The sequence below is a fragment of the Sphingomonas kyeonggiensis genome, from assembly GCF_014196745.1.
GTDB classification, from domain to species: Bacteria; Pseudomonadota; Alphaproteobacteria; order Sphingomonadales; family Sphingomonadaceae; genus Sphingomonas; species Sphingomonas kyeonggiensis.
In genome coordinates this window covers 1-26078 of sequence record NZ_JACIEH010000005.1, presented here as the reverse complement: position 1 = coordinate 26078, position 26078 = coordinate 1, and the positions used below count along the sequence as shown (strand labels likewise).

General features: G+C 66.9%; 18 protein-coding genes. 16 read left to right on the top strand and 2 right to left on the bottom strand.

Annotated features, from left to right (window positions below; genetic code table 11):
* Positions 1-27: 27 nt before the first annotated feature.
* From GGR46_RS23065 to GGR46_RS23010, 12 genes are all read left to right on the top strand, one after another.
* Positions 28-1068, top strand: a complete 1041-nt coding sequence (locus GGR46_RS23065) for a LacI family DNA-binding transcriptional regulator (protein ID WP_184000445.1) — start codon at positions 28-30, stop codon at positions 1066-1068.
* A gap of 244 nt (positions 1069-1312) precedes the next feature.
* Entirely contained in the window at positions 1313-3766 is a 2454-nt protein-coding gene (locus tag GGR46_RS23060; RefSeq protein WP_246426328.1) for a TonB-dependent receptor, read from the top strand.
* Between the two features lie 79 nt (positions 3767-3845).
* Positions 3846-5213, top strand: coding sequence for a DUF1593 domain-containing protein (locus GGR46_RS23055; protein ID WP_184000444.1), 1368 nt, complete (start codon positions 3846-3848; stop codon positions 5211-5213).
* Entirely contained in the window at positions 5210-6922 is a 1713-nt protein-coding gene (locus GGR46_RS23050; RefSeq protein ID WP_184000443.1) for an arylsulfatase, read from the top strand. The genes GGR46_RS23055 and GGR46_RS23050 overlap by 4 nt, the downstream gene beginning before the upstream one ends.
* Positions 6923-6927: 5 nt before the next feature.
* A complete protein-coding gene (locus GGR46_RS23045) occupies positions 6928-8577 on the top strand; it encodes a sulfatase family protein (RefSeq protein WP_184000442.1) in 1650 nt (549 codons plus the stop codon).
* Entirely contained in the window at positions 8574-9917 is a 1344-nt protein-coding gene (locus GGR46_RS23040; RefSeq protein ID WP_246426327.1) for a spinster family MFS transporter, read from the top strand. The genes GGR46_RS23045 and GGR46_RS23040 overlap by 4 nt, the downstream gene beginning before the upstream one ends.
* Before the next feature lie 17 nt (positions 9918-9934).
* A complete protein-coding gene (locus GGR46_RS23035) occupies positions 9935-10975 on the top strand; it encodes a LacI family DNA-binding transcriptional regulator (protein ID WP_184000441.1) in 1041 nt (346 codons plus the stop codon).
* Between the two features lie 22 nt (positions 10976-10997).
* Positions 10998-11774: an IclR family transcriptional regulator gene (locus GGR46_RS23030; RefSeq protein ID WP_184000440.1), complete on the top strand. Its 777-nt coding sequence runs from the start codon at positions 10998-11000 to the stop codon at positions 11772-11774.
* 92 nt (positions 11775-11866) lie between these two features.
* Entirely contained in the window at positions 11867-12913 is a 1047-nt protein-coding gene (gtdA, locus tag GGR46_RS23025; RefSeq protein WP_184000439.1) for a gentisate 1,2-dioxygenase, read from the top strand.
* Entirely contained in the window at positions 12910-13608 is a 699-nt protein-coding gene (locus GGR46_RS23020) for a fumarylacetoacetate hydrolase family protein (protein ID WP_184000438.1), read from the top strand. Before gtdA ends, GGR46_RS23020 begins: the two co-directional genes overlap by 4 nt.
* Positions 13601-14242: a maleylacetoacetate isomerase gene (gene maiA / locus GGR46_RS23015; RefSeq protein ID WP_221262980.1), complete on the top strand. Its 642-nt coding sequence runs from the start codon at positions 13601-13603 to the stop codon at positions 14240-14242. The genes GGR46_RS23020 and maiA overlap by 8 nt, the downstream gene beginning before the upstream one ends.
* Before the next feature lie 22 nt (positions 14243-14264).
* Entirely contained in the window at positions 14265-15842 is a 1578-nt protein-coding gene (locus GGR46_RS23010; protein WP_184000437.1) for a sulfatase family protein, read from the top strand.
* 3 nt (positions 15843-15845) lie between these two features.
* Here GGR46_RS23010 and GGR46_RS23005 read toward each other — a convergent pair whose 3' ends face one another.
* On the bottom strand, positions 15846-16709 hold the full coding sequence (locus tag GGR46_RS23005; RefSeq protein WP_184000436.1) for a metallophosphoesterase: 864 nt from the start codon (positions 16707-16709) through the stop codon (positions 15846-15848).
* A 148-nt stretch (positions 16710-16857) separates the two neighbouring features.
* On the opposite strand from GGR46_RS23005, the gene GGR46_RS23000 reads away from it, so the two are divergent.
* The 3 genes from GGR46_RS23000 to GGR46_RS22990 all read left to right on the top strand — a co-directional run bounded on the left by GGR46_RS23000 (position 16858) and on the right by GGR46_RS22990 (position 21449).
* The gene (locus tag GGR46_RS23000) at positions 16858-17394 is read left to right on the top strand and encodes an RNA polymerase sigma factor (RefSeq protein ID WP_184000435.1); all 537 of its coding nucleotides are present in this window, start codon (positions 16858-16860) and stop codon (positions 17392-17394) included.
* Complete coding sequence (locus GGR46_RS22995) at positions 17391-18347, top strand: FecR family protein (RefSeq protein ID WP_184000434.1); 957 nt, start codon at positions 17391-17393, stop codon at positions 18345-18347. The genes GGR46_RS23000 and GGR46_RS22995 overlap by 4 nt, the downstream gene beginning before the upstream one ends.
* Positions 18348-18437: 90 nt before the next feature.
* On the top strand, positions 18438-21449 hold the full coding sequence (locus GGR46_RS22990; RefSeq protein WP_184000433.1) for a TonB-dependent receptor: 3012 nt from the start codon (positions 18438-18440) through the stop codon (positions 21447-21449).
* Positions 21450-21536: 87 nt separating this feature from the next.
* Here the strand turns inward: GGR46_RS22990 and GGR46_RS22985 are convergent, their stop codons facing one another.
* Positions 21537-24416: a TonB-dependent receptor plug domain-containing protein gene (locus tag GGR46_RS22985; RefSeq protein ID WP_184000432.1), complete on the bottom strand. Its 2880-nt coding sequence runs from the start codon at positions 24414-24416 to the stop codon at positions 21537-21539.
* A 210-nt stretch (positions 24417-24626) separates the two neighbouring features.
* Here GGR46_RS22985 and GGR46_RS22980 point away from each other — a divergent pair, with 210 nt between their 5' ends.
* Positions 24627-25721 (top strand): membrane dipeptidase, encoded by a 1095-nt coding sequence (locus tag GGR46_RS22980; protein ID WP_184000431.1) that lies wholly within the window; start codon positions 24627-24629, stop codon positions 25719-25721.
* Positions 25722-26078 lie beyond the last annotated feature (357 nt).

Here is a 26078-nt window from a genome sequence, read left to right as displayed (position 1 = left end):
CGAACCGGGAATCAGGATCGGCGGTGTATGGCGCGGCGGCGCGGCAGTTCAGGCGTAACGATCCAGGCGGTGGCGGAACGCGCCGGCACCTCGGCGATGACCGTCTCCAATTATCTCAACGACACCGGCAAGATGGGCGAGGCGACGCGCGAGCGGGTGCGCGAGGCGATCGAGGCGCTCGACTACAAGCCCAATCCGGCGGCGCGGGCGCTGGCCAGCTCGGTCGTGGCGCGCATCGGGCTGGTCTATGTGAACCCGCAGAACGCGTTCCTCAGTGCGATGCTGGTGGGCGCGCTCCAGGCGGCGACGGCGCACGGCGCGCAGTTGATGGTCCAATATGGCGGTGCGCCGGCCTATGACACGCTCGCCGAGGCCCTGCGCGGGCTGGTGCGCAGCGGCGCCAACGCGCTGCTGCTACCGCCGCCCTATTCGGAGCTGATTGCCGGGCGCCCGATCGTCGAGGAACTGGGCGTGCCGATCGCGGTGGTGGCGGCGGGACGGGCGATGCCGGGGATCGTGACGGTACGCGTCGACGATCATGCAGCGGCGCGGACGATGACCGACTTGCTGATCAGCCTGGGCCATCGCCGGATCGGCTTCATCGGCGGCCCCAAGGGCCATGGCGCTACCGCCCTGCGGTGCGAGGGCTATCTCGACTCGCTGCGGGCGCACGGGCTGCCCGAGGCACCCGAACTGATCGACTCGGGCGACTTCGGGTTCGACTCGGGGCTTGCCGCTGCGAAGCGTCTGCTCGACCTTCCCGAGCGGCCGAGCGCGATCTTCGCCTCGAGCGACGACATGGCCGCGGCGGTGCTCTCCGTCGCGCATCGCCGCAGCCTGACCATTCCGGACGGGCTCGCCGTTGCCGGGTTCGACGACACGCCGATCGCAGTGAAGACCTGGCCATCGCTCACCACCATCCGCCAGCCCATCTCCGAGATGGCGGAGCGGGCGACGCTGGCGCTGATCGCGCGAGTCGCGGATGGTGATGCCGGGGCCGAGGATGTGCACGTCGATTTCAAGCTGATCGAACGGGCCTCGACCGGCATTGGCCGCTTTCGCCGATAAGCGCGGAATTCCGCGCTCTGTCGCGGATGCGACCAAAATGGCACGGTCCATTCATCGAATGAGCAATCCGCATTAGGTAATGCATTCCACTATTGACAACGTCTCCGGAAAGTTTCAGCACAGGCTAGATTTAGCGCTAAGGCAAAAGCCGGGGCGACTGAACGGGAGACGGGTCGCATGGGTCGCGCCGCTCCTTGGGAGAACAGGATGCGCCGCCTCGCGGCCGTCGATGTGGGAGGAACTGATGAGCGTCTCGATCATGAAGCTTAAGAGCGGCATCAGCGCTACGGCGCTGCTCGCGGTGGCCGTTGCCCTGCCGGGCGCCGCCTTTGCGCAGAGCACGGATGCTGCCGCTACCCCAGCCCAGGCGACGCCGGTCGCGGCCGGGCAGGAAGCTCCGGCCCCGGCCGCCGAAGCGCCGTCCGAAGGCGAGATCATCGTCACCGCGCAGAAGCGCTCCGAGCGCCTGGTCGAAGTGCCGCTCGCAGTTACCGCGGTGAGCGCCAACACGCTGGCGAGCGCGCAGATCAACGACACCAGCAGCCTCACCCGCGCGGTGCCCTCGCTTCAGTATCAGCAGGGCAACAACCCCGGGAACAGCGGCTTCCGCATCCGCGGCGTCGGGACCCAGCTGTTCAGCCTGGGCGTCGAATCCGCCGTCGCGGTCGTGGTCGACGGCGTGGTCGCGCCGCGGCAGGCGCAGGGATTCAGTGATCTCGCCGATCTGGAGCGCGTCGAAGTGCTGCGTGGCCCGCAGGGCACGCTTTTCGGCAAGAACGCGACCGCCGGCGTGATCAACATCGTCACCGCGCGCCCGTCCAAGAGCTTCACCGGCAATGTCGAGGCGACGGTTGCCGAGCATAACGAATATCGCGTGAAGGGATCGCTCAGCGGCCCGATCAGCGACACGCTGAGCGCCCGGGTCAGCGGCTTCTACAATCATGTCGGCGGCTACATCTACAATGCGGCCAAGGACAAGATGGTCAACGGCAACGAGAGCTGGGGCGTTCGCGGCAAGCTCGAATGGGATGCTGCGCCGAACCTCACCTTCCTGCTGACCGGCGACTATCGCGAGAACAATGCCGATTGCTGCTCGCGCGTGCCGGTCTCGATCGTCACTCCGGCGATGAAGACGCTGCTCGGGCCGCAGGTTGTTGCCAGCCCGAAGAACCGTACCATCTCGAACGACGACCTGAGCTACTACCGCACCAAGTCGTCGGTGGTATCGCTGCAGGGCGACTGGGACCTGGGGCCGGCCACGCTGACCTCGATCACCGCCTGGCAATATTATCGCCAGAACGACCAGTTCGAGCCCGACCAGATCGCGTCGAATCCGGTCCGCTATGTCGGCGCCTTCCCCTATTCGCAGTGGAACAACAATTCCTCGCACCTGGGGTACAACAACTACTCGCAGGAAATCCGCCTCGCCTCGAACGGCAAGAGCGACTTCACCTATGTGATCGGCGGCTTCTACAACCACCTCGATCTCGACCGTAACCTCAACCGCCGCCGCCAGCGCTGCGCCGCCGGCACGCTGGGCCAGCCCTGCACCGTGACCAGCGCCGACTCCTCGGGCTTCGAGGGCAATTTCAAGAGCGACAATTATGCGCTGTTCGGCCAGGTCGACTGGCGGATCGTCGGCGGCCTGCACGTCATCGCCGGCCTGCGCGGCCAGTATGAGAAGCAGACCGTGACCGGCCGCGTCTATGGCCCGCTGGTCGCCGGCGACGCGCTGTTCCCGGGCGTGGTCCTCAACAGCGGCACCCGCTCGCGCGACGACAGCGCGGTCACCGGCAAGGCGGGCCTGCGCTACGAGTTCAACCGCAACCTGCAGGTCTATGGCAGCTATACGCGCGGCTATAAGGCGTTCGCGCTCGACATCGACGCGAGCACCAATTTCGCCACGCAGAACGGCATCGCGCCGGAGCATGTCAACGCGTACGAGCTGGGCGCCAAGTGGATCGCGCCGGGCGGCAAGTTCGACGTCAGCGCCGCGCTGTTCCGTTCGGACTTCACCAACCTGCAGGTGCAGGCGCTGGTGACCGATCCGGCGGCGGGCACCTTCATCACCGTGCTCGGCAATGCCGGCAAGTCACGCTCGCAGGGCTTCGAGGTCGAGGCGAACTTCCGTCCCACGGACGGGCTGTCGATCGCGGCGAACTTCACCCTGGTCGATGCGACGATCGACGTGCCGGGCCAGAGCTGCCCGCTGCAGACGCCGTCGACGGGCACCTTCGCGTCGAACTTCCCGGTCAACCAATGCTATGTCCGCAGCACGACGGTGAACGGCGTCACCACGCTGTCGGGTGCGATCATCGACGTGGTCGGCGGCAATCTGCCCGCCACCCCGCGCTACCGCGTCGGCGTCACGCCACGCTACGAGCATGACTTCGGCCCGGTCGCCGGCTTCGTCCAGATCGGCCTGAACTATCAGAGCAAGACCGGCTTCGCGCTCAACCAGGATCCGCTGCTCACCCAGAAGGGCTATGCTATCGTCGATGCGAGCGTGGGCGTCCACACCAGCGACAACAAGTACGGTGTGACGGTCTTCGTCCGGAACCTGTTCGACCAGACCTACTACACCCAGCTCAACCACGGTACGCTGCTGGCCAATGGCGCGAACCCGTACGACCTGTGGGCCAATGTCAGCAAGGACGCCGATCGCTACTTCGGCGCCACCTTCAGCGCACGCTTCTGAGAGCCTCTCCTCCGGGCGGACCACCCCCTCTCTGGTCCGCCCACCCTTTTTGTTTCCCGCGTAACCAGAGGACTGGCCGATGCTTCCCTTCGCCCTCCTCCTGCTTTCCGCCGATGCGGCGCCGGCCACCCCGACGCCCCCGGTCGAACGCCCGCGCGTGATCGTGCTCAGCGACATCGGCAACGAACCCGATGACTCGGAATCGCTGGTCCGCTTCCTGCTCTATTCGGACTGCTTCGACGTGGAGGGGCTGGTCGCCACCACCTCGGTCTGGCAGCGCGACAAGGTCCAGCCGCAGCTGATGCGCGAGCGGATCGACGCATATGAGAAGGTGCGGCCGAACCTGCTGCGCCATGCCCCGACCTATCCCACCGCCGATGCCCTGCGCGCCGTGCTCCGCTCGGGCCGCGCCGCATATGGCATGGCCGGCGTCGGCAAGGGCAAGGACAGCGACGCCTCGCGGCTGATCGTCCAGGCCGTCGACCGTGCAGACAAGCGCCCGGTCTGGGTGCTTGCGTGGGGCGGGGCGGTCGATCTCGCCCAGGCGCTATGGCATGTCCGCGCTACCCGCAGCCCGGCGCAGGTGCAGGCGTTCCTCAAGAAGCTGCGCGTCTATTCGATCTCGGACCAGGACGATGCCGGTCCCTGGGCTCGGCAGAATTTCCCGTCGCTGTTCTGGATCGCCAGCATCCATGGCTGGGGCCAGTACAACATGGCGACCTGGGCGGGCATCTCGAGCGACCGGCGCAATGCCGAGCAGTTTCCCGACCGCGAGATGGTCACCGATGGCTGGCTGTCGCAGCATATCCGGCGTGGGCCGCTGGGCGCGCTCTATCCGCTGCCCGAATTCATCATGGAAGGCGACACGCCCTCCTTCCTCCATCTGATCCCCAATGGCCTCAACGATCCCGAGCATCCCGAACAGGGCGGCTGGGGCGGGCGCTATATGCATGCCGGGCCCGACGGCGCCGGGCCGTTCGCCGATGTGAAGGACGTCTTCACCCGCGACGGGCGGATCTGGTCAGGCAACCAGGCCTCGGTCTATCGCTGGCGCGCCGCTTTCCAGAACGACTTCGCCGCGCGGATGGCGTGGAGCGTCGATGCCAAGGCCAATCACGCGCCGGTCGTGGTGGCGCAGGGCGTGGCCGGGCTCGCGCCGGTGCGGATCAAGGCGAGGGCCGGCGAGACGGTGACGCTCGATGCGACGGGTACGCGCGATCCCGATGGCGACGCGCTGGACTATCGCTGGTGGCAATATCGCGAAGTCGGCGGAATCCCCGGACAGCCTGCGGTGGAGATCGCCGATGCGGTAACGCCGCGCGCGCGGTTCGTCGCGCCGGCGGTGAAGGCGCCGACCGCACTGCACCTGATCCTCGAAGTGCGCGATCAGGGCACTCCGCCGATCACCCGCTATCGCCGCGTCATCGTGGAGGTCTCCCCGCAATGAAATCGTCCCGCCGCCAGCTGATCGGCGCCTTGCTCGCCACCAGCGCGCTTGCCGCCGCCACGCCTGCGGCGGCCAAGACCCGCAAGCCGCCGAACATCGTGCTGATCGTGCTCGACGATACGGGCTATTCGGATTTCGGCTGCTTCGGCTCGGAGATCCGTACCCCGAACATCGATGCGCTCGCCGCCGATGGCCAGCGCTTCAACCATTTCGAGAGCAAGGCGATCTGCACTGCCACCCGGGCGGCGCTGCTGACCGGGCGCAATAACCATAGCCTGGGCCTGGCCGACCTGCCCTCGGGCAAGTTCCAGCCGCCCGGCACCGGCAAGGATGCCGGCGACCTCGCCCCCAATGTCCAACTGCTGCCCGAGGCGCTGCGCGCGCGCGGCTATGCGACGATGGCGATCGGCAAATGGCACCTCGCCACCGAATTCCAGGACGGCAGCCCCGGCAACAACGCGTCGTGGCCGCGCCAGCGCGGGTTCGACTATTATTACGGCTTCATCAGCGGCTGGGCGGACCAGTATCGCCCCGATCTGGTCGAGAACAATGCCAGGATCGGCAAGCCGAGCGCGCCCGACTACCACTTCTCCACCGACATCACCGATCGCGCGATCGCGAAGCTCGGCGAGAGCAAGGCGGCCGCGCCCGACAAGCCGCGCTTCCTTTACCTCGCCTATGGCGCCACCCATGCGCCGATCCAGGTGCCTAAGCCCTATATCGACGCCTATGCCGGCCAGTATGACAAGGGCTGGGACGCCATCCGCGCCGATCGCTTCGCCCGGCAAAAGGCGATGGGGATCGTGCCGCCGGGCACGAAGCTGCCGCCGCCCAATGCCGGCGACGATGCGTGGGAGCCGCTCGATCCGGTCAAGAAGCGGGTCTATGCCCGGTTCATGGAAGCCTATGCCGGCTTCCTGACCCATACCGACGAGCAGATCGGCAGGCTGGTGAACGCGCTCAAGGCGCGCGGCGACTATGAGAATACCGTGTTCGTGCTGCTCTCCGACAATGGCGCGAGTGCCGAGCATGGCCAGACCGGCTCGATCGGCCAGCTCTATCCGCCGGTCCATCTCGATGCCGCCGAGCTTGCGACACACATGCAGGATATCGGCACCGCGCAGATCGGCATGCAGCGCCCCTGGGGGATGGCGAGCAACACGCCGTTCCGCCGCTACAAGTCCTGGCCCAATGCCGGCGGAGTACGCACGCCGCTGATCCTCGCCTGGCCCGGGCATCTGCCGAACAAGGGCGCGATCCGGCGCCAGCGCGTCGATGCGGTCGATATCGCGCCGACGCTGGTCGAGCTGGCCGGTGCGCGCTTTGACGCCGTCGTCGATGGCAAGACGATGATCCCGGTCGCCGGCGCGTCGTTCCGCAAGGCGCTGTTCTCCGCGAGCGCGCCCGATCCGCGGCCGGTGCAATTCTTCGAGCTGCGCGGCAACCGGGCGGTGCGCGCGGGCAAGTGGCGCGCGGTGGCGATCCACAGGCTCGGCACGCCGTTCGAGCAGGATCACTGGGCGCTCTACGACACGGACGCCGATTTCGCCGAAGCAGAAGACCTCTCGGGTCGCAATCCGGACAAGGTCTCGGAGCTCAAGGCGATATGGCAGCGGGAGGCTAGCCGATACGGCGCCCTCCCGCTGTCCGAGGGGCCGGACTATGTCCGCAAGCTCGACCGTTACCGCGACGCGTTCCTGGGGGATTGAGAGCCATGGGCAGACTTCGCCGCATCATCCTGTCCGGTTGTGCCGCCTTTGCCGGCGTGGCGATGGCCGCACCCGTTGCGCAGGCACAGGAAGCGCAGCAGCCCAACATCATCTTCGTGCTGGTCGACGACCTGCGCTTCGACATGATGGGCTTCCTCAATCCCGGGCTGAAGACGCCGAACATCGATTTCCTCGCGAAGAACGGCACCTATTTCCCCAATGCCGTGGTCACCTCGTCGTTGTGCAGCCCCAGTCGCGCGACGATCCTGACCGGCCAGACCGCGCGCAACCACGGCGTGGTCGACAACAATAACAGCTCGGAAGACGGGCTGGTCTTCTTCCCCTCCTATCTGCAGAAGGCCGGCTACCAGACCGCGTTCTTCGGCAAATGGCATATGGGCTTCGACACCGATGCGCCGCGGCCCGGCTTCGACAAATGGGTGAGCTTCAAGGGGCAGGGGACCTATTTCCCGACCGAGCGGCTGAGTCCCACACAGCTTGCTGCGGGCGAGCGCCAGATGCTCAATGTAGATGGCCGCGAAGTGAAGCGGACCGGCTACATCACCGACGAGCTGACCGACTACACGATGGAATGGCTGGAAAAGGGCCGCGACAAGTCCAAGCCCTTCTTCGTCTATCTCAGCCACAAGGCGGTGCATTCCGATGCGTTGCCGCCCGAGCGCTACAAGAGCCAGTATAAAGACCTCAACATCCAGCTGCCCGATACGCTGGCCAACACGCCGGAGAACAATGCGGGCAAGCCGCTCTGGGTGCAGAACCAGCGCAACAGCTGGCATGGGGCCGACAACCCGTACACCGGCAAGCCCGATCTCAAGGAGCGGGTGCGCGACATCTACCGCACGCTCTCGCCGGTGGACGACAGCCTCGGGCGGATCCTGGGCTATCTAAAGAAGAACAAGCTGGAGAAGAACACGATGATCGTGTTCTATTCGGACAATGGCTTCCTGATCGGCGACCATGGCCTGATCGACAAGCGCAACGCCTATGAGTCGTCGGTGCGCGTGCCGATGGTGGTGTATGCACCAGGGATGGGCGTGGCGAAGGGCGCGACCAATCCAGCGCTGGTGCGAAACCTCGATCTCGCGCCGACCTTCCTCGACGCCGCGTATGTCGAGAAGCCGAAGCAGATGGAGGGTTCGAGCTTCCTCGGCCTGGCCGAGGGCAAGGTGAAGCTGGCCGACTGGAAACCCAGTGACTTCATCTACGAATATTATTGGGAATGGACCTTCCCCCAGACGCCGACGACCTTCGCGATCGAGCGCGACCGGGTGAAGTACATCCAGTATCACGGGGTGTGGGACACCGAGGAGCTGTACGACCTCGGCAAGGATCCGGACGAGCGCCGCAACCTGATCGACGATCCGGCCTATTTCGAGGCCAAGGTCACGCTGCGCAAGGCGCTGTTCGCCGAGCTGGCCAACAACAAGGGCCAGCATGCCGTGCCCTATACCGAGAAGACCAGCCCCGGCGTGGTCTACCGGGTTGAGAGCGGCACGCACGCCGCCGACTTCCCGGCCGGCTGGTACAAACCCGCCGACCTGCCGACCAAGATGAACGACATCTTCCCCGACAGCGACGCCAAGACCAAGGCGAATGCTGACGGAAATCCCTATTTCCCCAAGAAGCCGGAATGACCATGACCGCAGCCACCGCCGCCGCCAACACTACGCCCTGGCCGGCCAGGACCACCGCCTGGTACGTCGCGATCCTGCTGATGCTGGCCAACACGCTGGCGTTCGTCGACCGCCAGGCGATGGCGCTGCTGGTGCAGCCGATCAAGGCGGACCTGCAGATCAACGATACGGCGATCAGTCTGCTCTACGGGCTGAGCTTCACGCTGTTCTACGTCGCGGTGGGCATTCCGATCGCGCGGATCGCGGACCGTTCGAACCGGCGCAACATCATCGCCGGAGCGATCTTCGTGTGGAGCGTGGCGACCAGCCTGTGCGGGCTGGCGCGCTCCTTCGCCGGGCTGTTCGCGGCACGGGTGATGGTGGGGGCGGGCGAGGGCGGGCTGACGCCGGCGGCCTATTCGCTGCTCTCCGACTATTTCCCCAAGGAGAAGCTGCCGGCGGCGATGGGCGTCTACCAGATCGGCCTGTACCTGGGCGGCGCATCGGCGCTGATCATCGGCGGGCTTATCTCGACGGTGATCCCGCCGTCCTCGACGGTGATGGTGCCGCTGCTCGGCGCATTGAAGGGCTGGCAGCTGGTGTTCCTGCTGCTCGGCCTGCCCGGGATCGTGCTGACCGGCCTGATGCTGACGATCCGCGAGCCGCTGCGCCGTGGCGCAGCCGTGGCGCAGGAGAAGGTGCCGCTGTCCGAGCTGTTCGCGCATATCGGTGCGCGCAAGGGCGCCTATATCGGCATCACTTTGGGCTTCGCGCTGATGATCTTCATCGGCAACGGCACTTCGGTGTGGATCCCCGCCTTCCTCCAGCGGACCTTCGGCTGGACCACCGCGCAGGTCGGCAGCCACTACGGGCCGATCGTCTTCCTGTGCGGCACCAGCGGCGCGCTGGTCGGCGGGTTCGTCGCCTCTAAGCTGCGCGCGGCGGGGCGCTCGGGGGCGAGCCTCAAGGCTTCACTGTTCGGTTTTGTCGCGCTGGTGCCGATCACCATCGCCTTCCCGCTGATGCCGACGGCGACCGGTGCGCTGGCGCTGATCGGGCTGATGAACTTCTTCGCCGGGTTCAACTTCGGCGGCGGCCTCGCGACCCTGCTCGAGATGACGCCGAACCGGATGCGGGCGCTGGTCTCGGCCTTCTACATGCTGACGATCAACCTGATCGGCGCGGCGCTTGGCCCCACGGCGATTGCGCTGTGCACCGATTACTGGTTTGCCGATCCGCAGAGGCTGCCGGAGGCGATCGCGCTGGTCGCCGGTATCGCTTCGCCGCTTTCCGTTCTTGCTCTATGGCTTGGCATGCGTAGCTATCACCAGCAGACAGCAACGGCGCCAGAGGTGGCGTAACGAGGAAAAAGGGGCGCATGGCAAGGGCACGACGCAAGGGAACGGGCGTCACCATCCAGACGGTGGCCGAGCGCGCGGGCGTCTCGGCGATGACGGTGTCCTATGTCGTCAACGGCACCGGCCGGGTGAGCGCCGCGACACGCGAGAACGTGCTCGCCGCCGTGCGCGAGCTCGGCTACCAGCCCAATACCGCCGCGCGCTCGCTGGCCAGCGCCGCCACCTGCCGGATCGGCGTGGTCTACCAGAATTCGCAGAACGCATTCCTGAGCGCGATGCTGGTCGGGGCGCTCAACGCCACCTCGCGGCTCGGCGCGGAGCTGATGATCGGCAAGGTCGAGGGACCGGTGATGGCCGATACCGAGCGGGCGATGCGCCTGCTGGTGCGCGGCGGCGCCAACGCGATCCTGCTCGCGCCGCCCTATGGCGAGTTGGTCAGCGGCTCCGGGCTGATCGCGGAGCTGGGCGTGCCGGTCGCCGCAGTCGCGCATGGCGGCGAGCTGCCCGATATGGCGACGATCGGCGTCGACGACCGCGCCGCCACGCGCGCGATGGCCGAGCGGCTGATCGCCCGCGGGCATCGCCGGATCGGTTTCGTCAGCGGTCCGCCCAGCCATGATTCCAGCCCGTTGCGGCTGGCCGGTTTCCGCGATGCGCTGGTCGCGGCAGGACTGCCCTGGGAGGAGGCGCTGGTGCAGCCTGGGCGCTTCACCTTCGAATCCGGGCTGGAGGCAGGGGAGGCCCTGCTCGCCTTGTCCAATCCCCCGACCGCGATCTTCGCGTCGAACGATGACATGGCCTCGGGCGTTTCCGCCGTGGCGCATCGCCACCGCCTGCGCATTCCCGAGGACATCGCGGTCGCCGGCTTCGACGATGCGCCGATCGCGGTGAAGATCTGGCCGTCGCTGACCACGGTGCGCCAGCCGGTCGAGCAGATCGGCGAACGCGCCACCGAATTGCTCGTCGCCCGTGTCACCGGGCGCGACGATTTCGGCGGTGCGCAATCGCTGCGCATGCCGTTCGAAGTGATCGAGCGCGAATCCACCGCTATCGATCGCTAGATCGACAGCCTAAGGTGCTGGAATGACAGAAGAGACAGAGGGCGAGACCGAGAAGCGTCGCCGCGGCATTCAATCGGTCGAGATCGGGTTGAGCGTGCTCGAGGCGCTGGCCGCGCTGGGCGAGGCTTCGACGCTGGGGGCGATCGCGCAGGCGAGCGGGCTCTCGGGCCCGCAGACGCACCGCTACCTCGCCAGCCTCACCGCGGCGGGGATGACCCAGCAGGACCGAACCAATGGCCGCTACGATCTGGGGCCCGCCGCGCTCAAGCTCGGGCTGAGCGCGCTTGCCCGCACCGATGCCTTCCGCGTCGCCGACACCGCGATCGAGGCGTTCGTCCGCGAGACCGGTCGTACCGTGCAGGTCGCGGCGCTGGGCCCGCAGGGGCCGACCGTGGTGCGCTGGCACATGGGCACCCCGGCGGTGATGACCTCCTTCGGCGTCGGTGCGGTGCTGCCTCTGCTCTATTCGGCGACCGGCCACATCTTCCTGAGCTTCGTGCCCGAGGTGGAGATCGATCCGCTGCTCGCGCGCGAATTGCCTGACAGCGAGATGAGTCTGGCCGATGTCGAGGCGATCAAGCAGCGCGTCCGTGCCGAGGGCCGAGCCTGTGTCGAGGGCACGGTGATCCCGGGCCTGCGCGCCGCCGCTTTCCCGATCTTCGACCTGCAGGGCAGGGCGATCCTGAGTGCCACCGCGCTGGTGCCCGGTGCCTACAAGGCGGACGACAGCGGGGTGGTGCTCGACAGGCTCGCCGCGGCCTGTCGTGACGTCAGCGAAAAGCTCGGCTGGAGCCGATAATTCGTTTGACATAAGGCAACAGATTGCCCGATGGATAATGTGTGCGGCGAGACCCCTCTCCCGCCGCACACCTCTTTTCGTGAGTATCGGGCATGACTCTCGCCAATGATCAGCGGACCCAGCTTGAAGCGCTGTACGAGGAGATGGCGCCTGCGCACCTGACTCCGCTGTGGGAGTCGCTCGCCGAGCTCGTCCGCCCGCAGCCCAAGTCGCCGGCGCAGGTGCACCGCTGGTCCTATGAAGAGGCGCGCGACTATCTGCTTCGCGCGGGCGATCTGATCTCCGCCGAGCAGGCGGAGCGGCGCGTGCTGATCCTTGAGAATCCCGGGCTCGAAGGCCAGTCGGCGATCGTGCCGAGCCTCTATGCCGGGCTCCAGCTGATCCTGCCGGGCGAAGTCGCTCCGGCGCACCGCCACGCCCAGTCGGCGCTCCGCTTCGTGATGGAAGGCGACGGCGCCTTCACTGCGGTGGACGGCGAAAAGGCGATCATGCGCCCGTTCGATCTGGTGCTGACCCCGGGCTGGCAATGGCACGACCATGGCAACCCCACCGACAAGCCGATGATCTGGCTCGACGGGCTCGACATTCCGACCGTCCGCCATTTCGACGCGAGCTTCGCCGAGAAGGGCGAGGAGAAGGTCTATCCGGAGACGGTGCAGCCTGGCGACACGCTGGCGCGCTATGGCCACAACATGCGGCCGATGCGCGGATCGCTGGCCGATCGCCGCCCGGCGCACCAGCCGCTGTTCCACTATCCCTATGCCGAATGGCGTCCCGCGCTCGATGCGATGGCCGCCTCGGCGGAGATCGACCCGCATCTCGGCCATGCGCTGGAGTTCCTCAACCCGGCCAATGGCGGCCCGGTGATGTCGACCATTGCGGCGCATGTCCGCCTGCTGCCTGCCGGCTTCGAGACGCGGCCGCGGCGTAGTACTGACGGCACGGTTTTCGTCGTTGTCGAGGGCAATGGCACCGCGGTGATCGAGGGTCGGGAAATCGCGCTCAATCCGCGTGACATCTTCACCGTGCCCTCGTGGCACGAGCTCCGCCTGCGGGCAGACAGCACGCTGGTGCTGTTCGGCTATTCGGACAAGGCCGCGCAGGAGAAGCTGAACCTCTACAAGGAGCAGAATTCGTGACGATCCTCTTCGCCCCCCAGGATCCGGTGCTCGCCGCGACCAGCGACGGCAACCTCTTCCCCGTCCGCCGCGTCTTTTGCATCGGCCGCAACTATGCCGCCCATGCCCGCGAGATGGGCCGCGACCCGGACCGCGAGCCGCCCTTCTTCTTCACCAAATGGGCCGAGACGGTGGTGTCGACCGGCACGACCATCGCCTATCCGAGCGAAACGGCGAACTTCCACTATGAAGCCGAGCTGGTCCTCGCGATCGGCAAGGGCGGACGCAACATCGCCGCCGCGGATGCGCTCGACCGTGTCTATGGCTATGCCACCGGTCTCGACATGACCCGCCGCGACCTCCAGCTCGAAGCGCGCGAAAAGGGTCGCCCGTGGAGCACCGGCAAGAATGTCGAGCAGTCCTCGCCGCTCGGCCTGATCCATCCGGCCAGCGAGACCGGCCCGTTCGACAGCGGCAGCATCAAGCTCACCGTCAACGGCGTAGTGAAGCAGGATGCCGACCTGAACGAGCTGATTTGGGACGTGCCCGATGTGGTCGCCTATGTCTCGCGCTTCTACCGGCTGGAGCCGGGCGACCTGATCTACACCGGCACCCCGGCGGGCGTCGGCGCGGTGGTCGCGGGCGACGAGGTCGTGGTGTCGATCGCGGGCCTCAGCGACTGCGTCGTGAAGGTGGGCGCACCCGCCAATGACTGACGCGGTGACGCTGCACGGCTATTTCCGGTCGGGCGCATCCTATCGCGTGCGCATCGCGCTGAACCTGAAGGGCATCGCCTATGCCGATGCCTTTCACCACCTGCGCAAGGGCGAGCAGAACGCGCCCGAATATCGCGCGATCAATCCGCAAGGCCTGCTGCCCGCGCTGGAGATCGACGGCGCGGTGCTGACCCAGAGCCTGGCGATCTGCGAATATCTGGATGAGTTGCATCCCGAGCCGGCGCTGCTCCCCGCGGAGCCGATCGCCCGCGCCAAGGTCCGTGCCTTCGCGCAGGTAATCGCCTGCGACACGCATCCGGTGCAGAACCTCAAGGTGCTCGCGAACCTGCGCGCGCTCGGGCTCGACGAGGGGCAGGTGAATGGCTGGGCGGCGCGAGTGATCGAGGACGGGCTCGATGCGTGCGACAAGCTGATCGAGGGCCAGTCGGGCACCTATTGCTTCGGCGACAGCGTGACGCTGGCCGACCTGTTCCTGGTCCCGCAGCTGGTCAATGCGCGGCGCTTCGGTGTCGATCTGCAGCGCTGGCCGAGGCTGATCGAGATCGAGCGCGCCTGCCTGGCGCTCGACGCGTTCGCCCGGGCGGCGCCGGAGAACCAGCCCGACGCGGAATAACAGATAAGTCGAAGGGAAGAGGATGACCGGATTTTCGCTGAACCGCCGCGCGCTGATCGGTGCGGCCGGATCGACCTTCCTGGCGAGCCTCGCCGCCCGGGCGCGGGTGCCGGGCGGGGCGCGGCCGAACCTGATCCTGTTCTTCCCCGACGAGATGCGGGCGGATTCGCTGGCCTGTTACGGCAATCCGGTGACGCGCACCCCGGCCTTCGACCTGCTGGCGAAGCAGGGCACGCGCTTCGCCAATTGTCATGTCCAGACGCCGATCTGCGCGGCCTCGCGCTGCTCGATGCTCACCGGCCTGCCGACCAGCGCCACCGGGCATCGCGGCTTTGGCTATCTGCTCCAGCCCGACGAGCCGAACCTGTTCCGCACGCTGCGCGAGGGCGGTTACGATACCTATTTCTTCGGCAAGAACGACGTGCTGGCGCCCGAGACCTTCGCGCGCAGCCTGACCGACTGGGCCGATCCGCCAGCACCTGGCGCGGCGGCGGGCGACCATGCCCCGGGCGCGCGGCGCGGCAAGGTAGACGGGCCGACGACGATGCTGCTGCCGGCGACCGACGACCGGCGCGCGACCAGCGATTACGGCATCCTGAAGCGCGCGATCCAGGTGATCGAGCGGCGCGAGCAAGACCGGCCCTTCTGCCTGTTCCTCCCCGTCTTCCAGCCGCATCCGCCCTATCATGCGCCCGACGGCTTCCAGGACATGTACAAGCCGGGCGACCTGCCGCCGCTGATCCCGCCGGGGACCAAGGGGCGGCCCGCCTACCACCAGGCGATCCGCGAGAAATATCGCCTCAACGAAGTGGACGACGCCGTACTGCGCCAGGTGCGCGCGACCTATTATGGCCAGGTCTCCTATACCGACTGGCTGCTCGGCGAGCTGATGGAAGCGCTGGAGCGCACTGGCCGCGACAAGGACACCGCGCTGTTGGTCAGCTCGGATCATGGCGATTATGCCGGCGATTACGGGCTGGTCGAGAAATGGCATGGCGGGCTGGAGACCTGCCTGACGCATGTGCCGATGATCGGGCGCGTGCCCGGTGGCGTCGGCGGCAATGTCGCGACGGGCATGACCGAGCTGTACGACGTGCTGCCGACCTTCCTCGATCTCGCAGGCCTGTCCTCGACGCACACCAATTTCGCCCGCTCGATGATGCCCCAATTGCGGGGCGGGCAGGGTGATCCGGAGCGCGCCGCCTTCACCGAGGCGGGGATGAATGTCTATGAGCCGCAGGCATTCGATACGCCTTCGGGCGGGCTCTATGCGCGCAAGTCGGAGCTGGCTGCGGAGCAGCCTGCGCTGGTCGGGCGGGCGGCGTCGGTGCGGACGCAGCGCTACACCTTCGTCCAGCGGCCGCAGGGGTTGAGCGAGCTGTACGATCGCCAGGCCGACCCGAGCGAGCTCGACAACCTGATCGGCCAGCGCAGCCACGCCAAGGTGCAGGACATGCTCGAGCGGCGGCTGCTCGACTGGTACATCAACACCACCGGCGTACCCGTCGACACGCGCAACAGCCGCGACGTGCCCAATTTCACCGCGCCGCTCGCCCCCAAGGCGGACGGCGCGGCGGCGACGGCGATCCTGGACAGATAGAGGTCAGCGCAGCGGCAGGACCATATCCTGCTGCCGCCCGGTCCCGCGGACTTCGACCCGGTCAGGGAAGAAGTCGAGCCGGGCATAAGAGGTGCTCTCGGTATCGAGCATCGCCTTCAGGTTCACATAATGAACGCCGGCGTGAACGCCGTAGTTGCCGTCGTGATTGTGCCCGTCGAGCCAGAGCTTGACCGAGGGGTGGCGCTCGACCACCGCCATCACCGCTTCGGCGTTCCACAGATTGTGCTTGTTCTCGGGATAGACCGGGAAGTGGGAGAGCAGCGCGACCTTGAGCCCGCGCTTGTCGGCGACTGCAAGCTGGGCGTCGATCCAGGCGAGCTGGGTGTCGCCGATGCCGCCGTCCCACAGGGGCTTGTCGGCATAGAGCCGGGCATGCGCGTCCATGCTCGCCTTGTGCTGCGGGCTGCCCTCGGGCCAGCCATAGCTGCTCAGGTCGTTGCCGTCGGTGACCACGAACAGCCAGCCCTTGCGCTCGAAGCTGTAATAGCGTGCCGGCATGCCGAGCTTCGCCGGCAGCTGCGGCTTGTATGCGTCGGGGATCGAGAATTCGTGATTGCCGAGCGCGAAGTGCCAGGGGTGGCGCGAGCGCTTCACGATCGGCAGCATCGTGTCGAAGCTCGCCCAGTCCTTGTCGATGAAGTCGCCGAGATGGACGACGAAATCGAGCTTCTGGCGATCGAAGTCCGCCACGGCGGCGGCGAGCTTGCCTGGGGCAGTGTGATAGAGGCGCTGGCCGCTATCGGCCTCCTGCGCATATTGCGCGTCGGCGATCGCCCCGATGCTGAACTGCGGGCGTTCGGGCACGGGGCCGCTCGCGGTCAGGCCCAGAAGTGCAAGCGACAACATCACAACGCGCATCTCATTCCCCAAAATAGAGTCGCCGGTCGCTTAAGGGGGAAGTGTGTCATCCGCGCTTCACGGACTCGGCCTAGGCGAGTGTCGAGAATCGCAACGATCCAGGGTCCGGGGACGGCAACATGCGCAGGTTCGCGTCATGAACGAGATGACCGCGGTAGCCGAGCGGCGCGCGAGCGCCGCCGAGGACATGGCGCTGCGCCAGGCGCTGCACCGCTTCGTAACCGGGCGGATGCGGGACGGGGTGGAGGGCGAGGACATCGTCCAGGAAACCTATGTCCGGCTCTATGATTATCGCCGCAAGCGGCACATCGCCGATGCCGGGGCCTTCTGCTTCGCGGTCGCGCGCAACCTGGTCCACGACCATTTTCGCCGGCTGCGCGCCCTGCCGCCGGCCGCCGAGCTCGCCGAGGACATCGCCTGCCCGCAGCCGCGTGCCGACGAGGTGCTCGACTATCGCCAGCGGGTCGACATCCTGGTGCGCGCGCTCAGGACCATGCCGCCGCTCCGCCGCGAGATCTTTCTGCGGCGCCGGCTCGACGGCGTGCCCGGCGCGGTGGTCGCCGCCGATCTCGACATGACCCAGGCGGCGGTGGACAAGCATTGCACCCGCGCGCTCGCCGATCTGCGCCATGCGCTGGAGCGCCGCGGGCTGCCGGCGGGAGGCCGGGCATGAGCCGCCGCGCCGCACTGCGCGAAGCCGCGCACTGGGCGATGCGCGAGGACGAGGCGGTGCTCGCCGAGCGGCCGCCCCTGGCTGCGGGCGACATCCAGGCGGTGCTCGACGATCCGGCGCTGGGCGAGGCGCTGAGCGAAGTCGCATCGATCGGCCGGCTGTCCGACGACGATGTCCGTGCGATGCGCGAGACGCGTCGCCGCGCGATGGGCGCGGGAGTTGCGGCGGTGCTGGTCGGCGTGGTCGGTATCGGCGCCTGGCAGGGCGGCATGTTCCGGGCCGAGGCACCGATCGTCCAGCATATCGAGACGAAGCGCGGCGAGCAGCGGCTCGTACAGCTCGCCGATGGCTCGAAGGTCCAGCTCGACGGGGCGACCAGCCTCGACGTGACGATCGACGGCAAGTCGCGCGCGGTCGAGCTGCGGCGGGGCGAGGCCTATTTCGACATCGCGCACGAGGAGCAGCGTCCGTTCACGGTGCGCGCGGGCAATGCGACGACGCGGGTGCTCGGCACCGCCTTCTCGATCGATCTCAGCCAGCGCTCGGTGAAGCTCGCCGTCTATCGCGGCAAGGTCCGTTTCGGCGGGGCGGATGGCGGCAAGGACGGGGTTGTGGTGCCCGCCGGCTGGCGCTCGAGCTATTCGGGCGGCGCGGTGGTGGCGCCGACGCGCTTCGACACGAGCCAGCAGGATTGGCGCCAGGCCTGGGTCGATACCGACGACATGGTGCTGGGCGAACTGGTCGAGGCGCTCAACCGACGCGGCGGCCGGCTGATCGCACCGCCGCCGCCGAGCCTGGCCCGCCTGCCGCTCTCGGGCCGGTTCAAGCTCGACGATGCCGAGGAACTGCTGGGCGCGATGGGCGAAGTCTATGGCTTCCGTGTTGCCCGCGAGCGCGACCAGCTGCGCCTGATCTCGGGCGGCGAGGGTGACGCAAAACCGTCATCCGAATGACGCTGCACTGCAACAAAATTCTTTTGTCCTGATGGCCCGGCACACCCGTCTTCCGCTCAGAGGCGCAGTTGCGCCGGAGCGGAGGAAGACATGAATACCAAGGGGATTTCGTTGTTCTCGCTGGCGATTGCACTGGCGACACCGGCCATCGCACAGGCCCAGCCGACGGGGGCGGCGGCCAATGAGGCGATGCGGTTCGACATCGCGGCATCCGACCTGCGCGGGGCACTCACCGAATTCTCGCGCGTCACCGGCCTGCAGGTCGTCGTCGCGCCGGCAGCCGTGGCCGGCCGTCGCACCGGCGGGGTCCGCGGTGCGCTGACCACGCGCGCGGCGCTCGACCAGCTGCTGCGCGGCACCAGCCTGGTCGCGTCGATGCGCGGCAGCGTCGTGGTGCTGAAGCCGGCTGCCAAGGCGCCGGCGCCGCGGCCGACCACCGTGGCGACGGCCCCGCGTCCGGTCGCGGCCGTCGAGACCGCGCCTGCCTATGTCCAGGAGCAGCAGGCAGAGGAGCCCGCCAACGACATCGTCGTCACCGGCTTTCGCCAGAGCCTGACCGAGGCCCAGCGCCTCAAGCGGGGTGCGGTCGGCGCGGAGGACGACATCGTCGCCACCGATATCGCGGCCTTTCCCGACCTGAACCTGGCGGAATCGCTGCAGCGCGTCCCCGGCATCACCATCACCCGCGACAGCGGCGAAGGCCGCCAGATCGCGCTGCGCGGCCTGGGCGCCGACTTCACCCGCACCCAGCTCAACGGCATGGAAGTGCTGGGCAACACTGCATCGGGCATGGACAATCGCGGTGGTGTGAGCCGCTCGCGCTCGTTCGACTACAGCCTGTTCGCCTCGGAGCTGTTCAACCGCGTTTCCGTGCAGAAGTCCTATGCGGCCGAGCAGGACGAGGGCGGCATCGCCGGCACCGTGCAGCTGACCACCGCCAAGCCGTTCGACTATGCCGGCTCGAAGTTCGTCGTCTCGGCCAAGGGCCAGACCAACACCAACACCAGCGGTGTGACCCCGCGCATCGTGGCGCTCGCCTCGACCCACTCGGACACGTTCGGCGCGCTGGTCTCGGTCGCCTACAGCCAGATCCGCAGCAACGAATATGGCTATCGCAACTGGGGCTGGGGCCTGACCAAGTACGCCGCGGCGAACATCGGCCCGAACGTCGACGCGGATACCCGCACCAAGCTGCTGAACGGCGTGTGGCAGTCGACCGCCCAGTCGCCCTCGAGCTGGTACACGGATCGCAAGCGCCTGGGCATCACCGGCGCGCTGCAATATCGCCCGAGCGACAAGTTCAAGCTCGACGTCGACCTGCTCTACGGCCGGCTGTGGGACTATCGTGACGACTATGCGCTCGCCACCGCCGGTGCCAACCCGCTGACCGGCACTTCGATCGGCGGCACGCAGATCATCCAGAGCGCGGTGGTCGACGGCACGAACACGCTGCGCGCGGCGAGCTACACCGGCATCGATCTGCGCTCCGAGCATCACATCGTGAAGAACCACACCGATTTCTATCAGGGTGTGGCCAATGCCGAGTGGAACCCGACCGAGAAGCTGACCATCCACGTGCTGGGCGGCTACGAGCAGTCGGACTTCGGCCAGCCGGTGTTCGACAAGGTCTTCATGGAACTGAAGAACACCCCCTTCAGCTTCGACATGCGCCCGACGATCCCGGTCAACACCTATGGCAAGGACCTGACCGATCCGAACAACTGGCAGCTCCAGCGCCTCGACGTGCAGGAGAACAAGATCACCAACAGCTATGCCAATGGCAAGCTGGATGCGGCCTACAAGCTGAACGACGCGCTGACCTTCAAGGCCGGCGGCGAGTACAAGCATTTCATCAACAGCGGCTATACCTGGGTGAACAAGGTGTTCCACAACACCCCGACGCTCACCACCGTGCCGAACAACCTGAAGGACACGGTGGCAGTCGACACGCTGCTCCAGTACATCGTCGGCAATGTCGACGGCATCTATTCGCTGATCGGCGACAAGCGGAACCTGACCGCGGCCAATCTGCAGGCGGGCAGCGACTATCGCGTCGACGAGCAGACCTGGGCCGGCTTCGCCCAGTTCGATCTCGACACGACGGTGGGCGGCATGCGGCTGCGTGCCAATGCGGGCCTGCGCTATTACTCGACCGACCTGACCTCGTCGGGCCATCTCGCGACCGGCGCGGGCTTCGTGCCGGTGTCGATCGAGACCAACAGCCATGGCTGGCTGCCGGCGGCGAATGTCGCGCTCGACGTGGCCAAGGATGTGGTCGTGCGTCTCAGCGCGAGCCGCAACGTCAACCGTCCGGGCCTGGGCGACCTGGCCGCTGCGGGCTCGATCACCACGCGCCCGAACGGCGGCTCGCTGAGCCTCGGCAACCCGTTCCTCAAGCCGTACAAGGCGACCTCGGTCGAAGGTTCGGTGGAATGGTACATGGACGCGCACGGCTTCGCGTCGGTGGGCTTCTTCTACAAGAACATGGACAGCTTCATCACCACGGCGACCGCGAGCATGCCCTATGGGCAGACCGGCCTGCCGCTCTCGCTGCTGATCCAGGGCCAGGACGCCAGCACGCCCTATGACGTCTCGCAGCCGGTCAATGGCCCGGGCGCGAAGATCAAGGGCCTCGAAGTCGCGTTCCAGCACGACTTCACCTTCCTGCCCGGTCCGCTGAAGCATCTCGGTGTCGTCGCCAACGGCACCTGGTTCGATGGCGAGCGGACTGCGATCTACGGCACGGGGGCCAACCGGGCCACGCGCATCCTGCCGCTCGACGCGCTTTCGAAATGGGCGTTCAACGCGACGCTCTATTACGAGAACAAGGTGTGGGGCGTGCGCGTCTCGGATGCCTATCGCAACGAGTATCTGACCGGGATCGGCACCGCGATCACCAATTCGGGCGGCGGCATCCGTGGCACGAACAATGTCGACTTCCAGGCGCATGTGAACGTGCTGCCCGGCGTGCGCCTGATCGCCGAGGGCATCAACCTGACGAACGAGCCGATCCGCCAGTTCGACAGCGTCGATGCCTATCGCCCCGACGTCTACACGACCAGCGGCCGTACCTTCACCTTCGGCTTCAGCGCCGAATTCTGATCCGGGCGTTCGGATCGCCGGCCGGTGCGCATTCCGGCCGGCGATCCTGCCAGGCCCCGGGCGGTTCGCCGCCCGGGGCTTTTTTCGTCAGAAGCGGAAATCCACGCCCGCGTAGAACAGGCGGCCATAGAGGTCGTAGGTGTTGGCCGAGGTCTGGGTTCCCGGGAAGGTGACCGGGCTGGTGTCCCCGAACACCGGCGGCGTCTTGTCGAAGATGTTGTCGACGCCGAGATAGAAGGAATAGCGGCTCTTCTCGCCGGCACCGAAGCGCAGCTGGGCGTCGTGGTACCAGAAGGATCCCGTGCGGATCGGATTGGCCGAGGTCAGGTCGTCCACCACCGACGACAGATAGTTGGCCCGCCAGTTGAGCGAGGCACCCGGCAGGGCGAAGGTCGCCGAGACATTGACCTTGTCGCGGAACCCGGTGCCGAGACGGCCACAGGCATAGCAATCCAGCTGGCCCAGCTCGTCCTGGGTCGGGCCGCCGGGATAGGAGGTCTGCTGCTGCTTGAGCAGATGGCTCCAGCGGACATTGAGGTCGAGCCGGGTGTCGCCCGAGAAGCGCACGAGATAGCGGGCCTGGGTGTCGATGCCGGACGCCTCGAACGAGCCGGTGTTGAGGTTGATCGCGTTGACGCTGTCGAGATGGCCGGTCGCGTCGCGGACGATGTTGTTGCAGAAGATCGCCTGGCCGCCGCCGTTGATGCATTCGTTGAGCGAGGTCTGCTGGCCGATGATGCCGATCGCGTTCTCGACCTTGATGTCATAATAGTCGACCGTCAGGCTGAAGCCCGGCAGGAAGCGCGGCTCGAACACGCCGCCCAGCGTCAGCGTCTTGGCGGTTTCCTGCTTCAGGTTCGGGTTGCCGCCGGTGAAGCCGTTGATGTTCTGGATCTGCGCGGTCGAATAGACGAACCCGCCCGAGGCGGCGGCGTTGGCGATCGCCGTGTTGGCGCGGCAGGCGGCCGGCAGGTTGGTCAGCGAGATCGGAGCGCCGTCGCCCGCGCCGCGGCGCTGGTCGCAGGGATCGATCACCGCGGGGAAGGTCTCGTTCTGCGCCGAGTAGAGCTCCGAGATGTTCGGCGCGCGGGTGGCGCGGGAATAGACGCCGCGGAAGCGCAGGTCGCGCACCGGGGCCCATTCGCCGCCGACCTTCCAGCTCCATACGCCGCCGACGGTGGAATAGTCGGCGTAGCGCGCCGCGCCCTCGAAGCTCAGCCGGTGGATGAAGGGGAGGTCGGCGAGGACCGGTGCGCTGATCTCGACGAAGCCTTCCTTCACATTATAGGCGCCGCGCGTGTCGCTGAGCTGGTTGCCGAGGGTCAGGCCGAGATTGGTGGCCTCGTCGAAATCCTCGGTGCTCTTCTCGTGGCGATATTCGCCGCCGATCGCGAAGCCGAGCGGGCCGCCCGGCAGCTTGAACAGCTCGCCCGACAGCGTGGCCGATGCGACGTCCTGCTTTACTCGCGCCTCGTAGCGGCTCTGCTCGCCGTTGCGCGTGACATAGGCGGCGGCTGCTGCGGAGACGGTGTTGAAGCCGAAGATGTTGAGCGGAACGCAGGCCGCGTCGTTGTTGTTGGGGTTGGCGTCGGCGTTGATCGCGCAGACCGGGCCGTTGGGTCCGGCGACGACGTTCAGGGCATTGGCGTAGTTCGGGCCATAGACCGTGCCCGAATGGGTGACGTCGCGCGTCTCGCCATGCGTGTAATAGACGTCGTAGTGCAGCGACGGCGCAAGCTCGCCGCGCACGCCGGCGACCGCGCGCCAGGTCTCGCGGTCATTATGGTTGCTGCGATCGAAGATGTCGTTCGAGCGCCGGCGGAAGGGCAGGGCGGTGACGCCCGCATTCACCATCGCGGTGCGGATCGCGGTGGGGATCAGCGGATTGGCGATCGGGATGCCGCCGAACGCCGAGCCATCGGCATAGACGAGATCGGACGAGGCGACCGCCTGCGGCTCCAGGCTGCTGTTCGACTTCGACTTGGCATAGGTGAACTCGCCATAGACCGTCGCCGCCGGCGAGAAGCTGAACTTGGCGAGGCTCGAGGCGAGATAGCGCTCGACCGGCAGCGCGAGATAGCGATCGGCGTTGCGGTTATAGCCGTCGATATTGGCGCTCTGATAGTTCTTCACATTGTTGAACGCGTCGAAGGTCAGGGTGCCGGCGCCCGGCGCGAAGCTGCCGTTCGGGCTGAACAGGCCCTGGGCGTTGTACGAGCTGCGATTGGGATTGTCGGTCGCGGAGAAGGTGCGGTCGCGCGAGCGCAGGCCATGATCCTTGTCGTAGCTGCCCGCGATCACGATGTGGCCACGTCCCTCGGCGAAGCTGGTGCCGGCGGTGGCCGAGACGAGCTGGCGCGCCGCGTCGCCCTTGTCGGAGAGGCCTGCCTGGGCGTGGAGCCTCAGGCCCTGGAACTCGTCGTCCAGGATGAAATTGACCACGCCCGAGATCGCCTCGGAGCCATAGACCGCAGAGGCGCCGCCGGTGACGACCTCGACCTGCTTGATCAGGTCGGTCGGGATGTTGTTGAGGTCGACGATCGAGGTGCCGGGCACGCCCGCGACGAAGCGCCGGCCATTGACCAGCACCAGCGTGCGCGAGGAGCCGAGGTTGCGCAGGTTGATCGATGCCTGGCCGTTGCCGGTCGTGGAGAAGTTGGTCGAGGTGCGGCTTATGTTCTGGCCGACCGCGGGCAGGTCCGCGAGCACGTCCTGGATGTTGGCGGCGCCGGTCTGGGCGATCTCCTCGCTGCTCACCACCGCGACGGGCACGGTCGCCACCAGGTCGGCGCGGGCGATGCGCGATCCGGTGACGACGATGGGATTGTCCTCGCTGCCTGCCGTCGCATCCTGCCGGGCGGCGGCGGGCGCGTCCTGCGCGGCCGCGATGCCGGCGAACGAGAAGCTCGCGGCCAGCGATGTCGCGGCGAGAAGCCAGCGTTGGCGATGATAGGGGACCCGATCCATTTCTTCCTCCTTCTGATGTGCGTGCCCGGGCTCTTGCCTGTCCCTGGGAGACGCATGCGCATCAATCTCCACCAATTAAGTAGAGTATTGCGAGACAGGGTTCCTTTGCGGCGGCGAAACATTTTCTGCGGGCAAATCCGGGCGGAACGGGCAGGATCACCCGGATGTGTGCCCGGGCCGGGCAGAAGGATGTGACGGGAAGGACTTGCGATGTGGACGAGACGATCGGTTGCGGGCGCGCTGGCCGCGACGCTTGCGGCACCGGTGCTGGCGCAGGGGCCGAAGCGGCGCCGGCTGTTCTTCGATTCCCTCAGCTTCCTGCCCGAGGACATGCGCGAGATCCAAGCCGCCCGGCTGGGCGGGATGATCGCCGACGTCTCCGATCTGATCGAGGTGCGCGGGGAGGACGGGGTGCCGCGCTACAGCCGCAACTTCGCGGCCAATGATCCGGCGATCGACAAGGCGGTCGAGCGGCTGCGCAAGTCGCCTTTTGCCTATCTCGCGCGCAAGGGCAGCGAGATAGGGACGCGGCCGGGGTGCGCGGTGTTCCTCCAGTTCCAGTCGACCGAGATGATCGAGCGCGATCTGTCACGGCTCGCCTATTTCCACGGCAAGGGTCTGCGGGTCCTGCAGTTCACCCATCACAATGACACGCTGTTCGCCGGCGGTGCTCTCGAGACGCGGCAGACTGGCCTCACGCCGCTGGGCATCGAAGGGCTGGCCGAGATGAACCGGCTGCGCATCCTGCCCGACGTCTCGCACGGCTCGGTGCCGACGATGCTCGAGGCGGCGGCGCGGTCGACGACGCCGATCGCGCTCAGTCACGGGGCGGTGCGGGCGATCGTCGATCACCCCCGCTGTGCGCCCGATGAAGTCATCCGCGCCATTGCCGGACGGGGCGGGGTGATGGGCATCTTCATGATGAGCTTCTGGCTCACCCGGCGGAACCCGCCGACGGTGGCCGACTATGTCGCCCAGATCCGCCATGTCGTGCAGGTGGGCGGGATCGATGCCGTCGGCGTGGCCAATGACTTCCCGATGGCCGGCCAGTCGAACCTGGTGAAGCTCCACAACGACAATGGGGCAGGGGTGAAGGAGTATCTCGAATGGTGGCGGGCGCTGCGGCGGCAGGGCGTGCCCGGGTTCGACTGGACACCCGAGCATGTCGTCATTCCCGAGCTCAACCGGATCGACCGTCTGGAGCGGATCGCCCGGGCGCTGGAGGCAGCGGGGTTCCGCCCGCGCGAGGTCAACAAGATCATGGGCGGGAACTGGAAACGGCTGCTGACCGACGTTCTCGGCTAGGTTGGAGAGGGGAAGGGGCGGGTGTCGCGCCATTATAGGGTGAAAACCCCCGATAGCTGCGGATCTGCGCAGTTTCATGGGCGGAAATCCTGCCCCGGATTCGCCGATTCTTCCCCGATTCGAGGCCTGATTCGGCCGATTCGAGGCTTTCAGCGACAGTTTGATGACCTTCAAAAACTGGCGAAAGCGCTGTTATAAATCGGTTTTCTGCCTTGGTTTCGAAAAAAAGACAGAAAGTTACGGATTGCTGTTGACGGGTGGTTGGGTCGGGCATAGAAGCCACTCCACCGACGCGGTGCTCCTCACCGGAACGCTTCGACGGTCACCAAAAGCAAGGCGCACAGGTCGCCCCTAGAA

Bases quoted from the DNA above. Each gene is read 5' to 3' on its own strand.
- GGR46_RS23065 (WP_184000445.1), top strand. From the start codon at position 28: ATGGCGCGGCGGCGCGGCAGTTCAGGCGTAACGATCCAGGCGGTGGCG.
- GGR46_RS23060 (WP_246426328.1), top strand. From the start codon at position 1,313: ATGAGCGTCTCGATCATGAAGCTTAAGAGCGGCATCAGCGCTACGGCG.
- GGR46_RS23055 (WP_184000444.1), top strand. From the start codon at position 3,846: ATGCTTCCCTTCGCCCTCCTCCTGCTTTCCGCCGATGCGGCGCCGGCC.
- GGR46_RS23050 (WP_184000443.1), top strand. From the start codon at position 5,210: ATGAAATCGTCCCGCCGCCAGCTGATCGGCGCCTTGCTCGCCACCAGC.
- GGR46_RS23045 (WP_184000442.1), top strand. From the start codon at position 6,928: ATGGGCAGACTTCGCCGCATCATCCTGTCCGGTTGTGCCGCCTTTGCC.
- GGR46_RS23040 (WP_246426327.1), top strand. From the start codon at position 8,574: ATGACCATGACCGCAGCCACCGCCGCCGCCAACACTACGCCCTGGCCG.
- GGR46_RS23035 (WP_184000441.1), top strand. From the start codon at position 9,935: ATGGCAAGGGCACGACGCAAGGGAACGGGCGTCACCATCCAGACGGTG.
- GGR46_RS23030 (WP_184000440.1), top strand. From the start codon at position 10,998: ATGACAGAAGAGACAGAGGGCGAGACCGAGAAGCGTCGCCGCGGCATT.
- gtdA (WP_184000439.1), top strand. From the start codon at position 11,867: ATGACTCTCGCCAATGATCAGCGGACCCAGCTTGAAGCGCTGTACGAG.
- maiA (WP_221262980.1), top strand. From the start codon at position 13,601: ATGACTGACGCGGTGACGCTGCACGGCTATTTCCGGTCGGGCGCATCC.
- GGR46_RS23010 (WP_184000437.1), top strand. From the start codon at position 14,265: ATGACCGGATTTTCGCTGAACCGCCGCGCGCTGATCGGTGCGGCCGGA.
- GGR46_RS23005 (WP_184000436.1), bottom strand. From the start codon at position 16,709: ATGTTGTCGCTTGCACTTCTGGGCCTGACCGCGAGCGGCCCCGTGCCC.
- GGR46_RS23000 (WP_184000435.1), top strand. From the start codon at position 16,858: ATGAACGAGATGACCGCGGTAGCCGAGCGGCGCGCGAGCGCCGCCGAG.
- GGR46_RS22995 (WP_184000434.1), top strand. From the start codon at position 17,391: ATGAGCCGCCGCGCCGCACTGCGCGAAGCCGCGCACTGGGCGATGCGC.
- GGR46_RS22990 (WP_184000433.1), top strand. From the start codon at position 18,438: ATGAATACCAAGGGGATTTCGTTGTTCTCGCTGGCGATTGCACTGGCG.
- GGR46_RS22985 (WP_184000432.1), bottom strand. From the start codon at position 24,416: ATGGATCGGGTCCCCTATCATCGCCAACGCTGGCTTCTCGCCGCGACA.
- GGR46_RS22980 (WP_184000431.1), top strand. From the start codon at position 24,627: ATGTGGACGAGACGATCGGTTGCGGGCGCGCTGGCCGCGACGCTTGCG.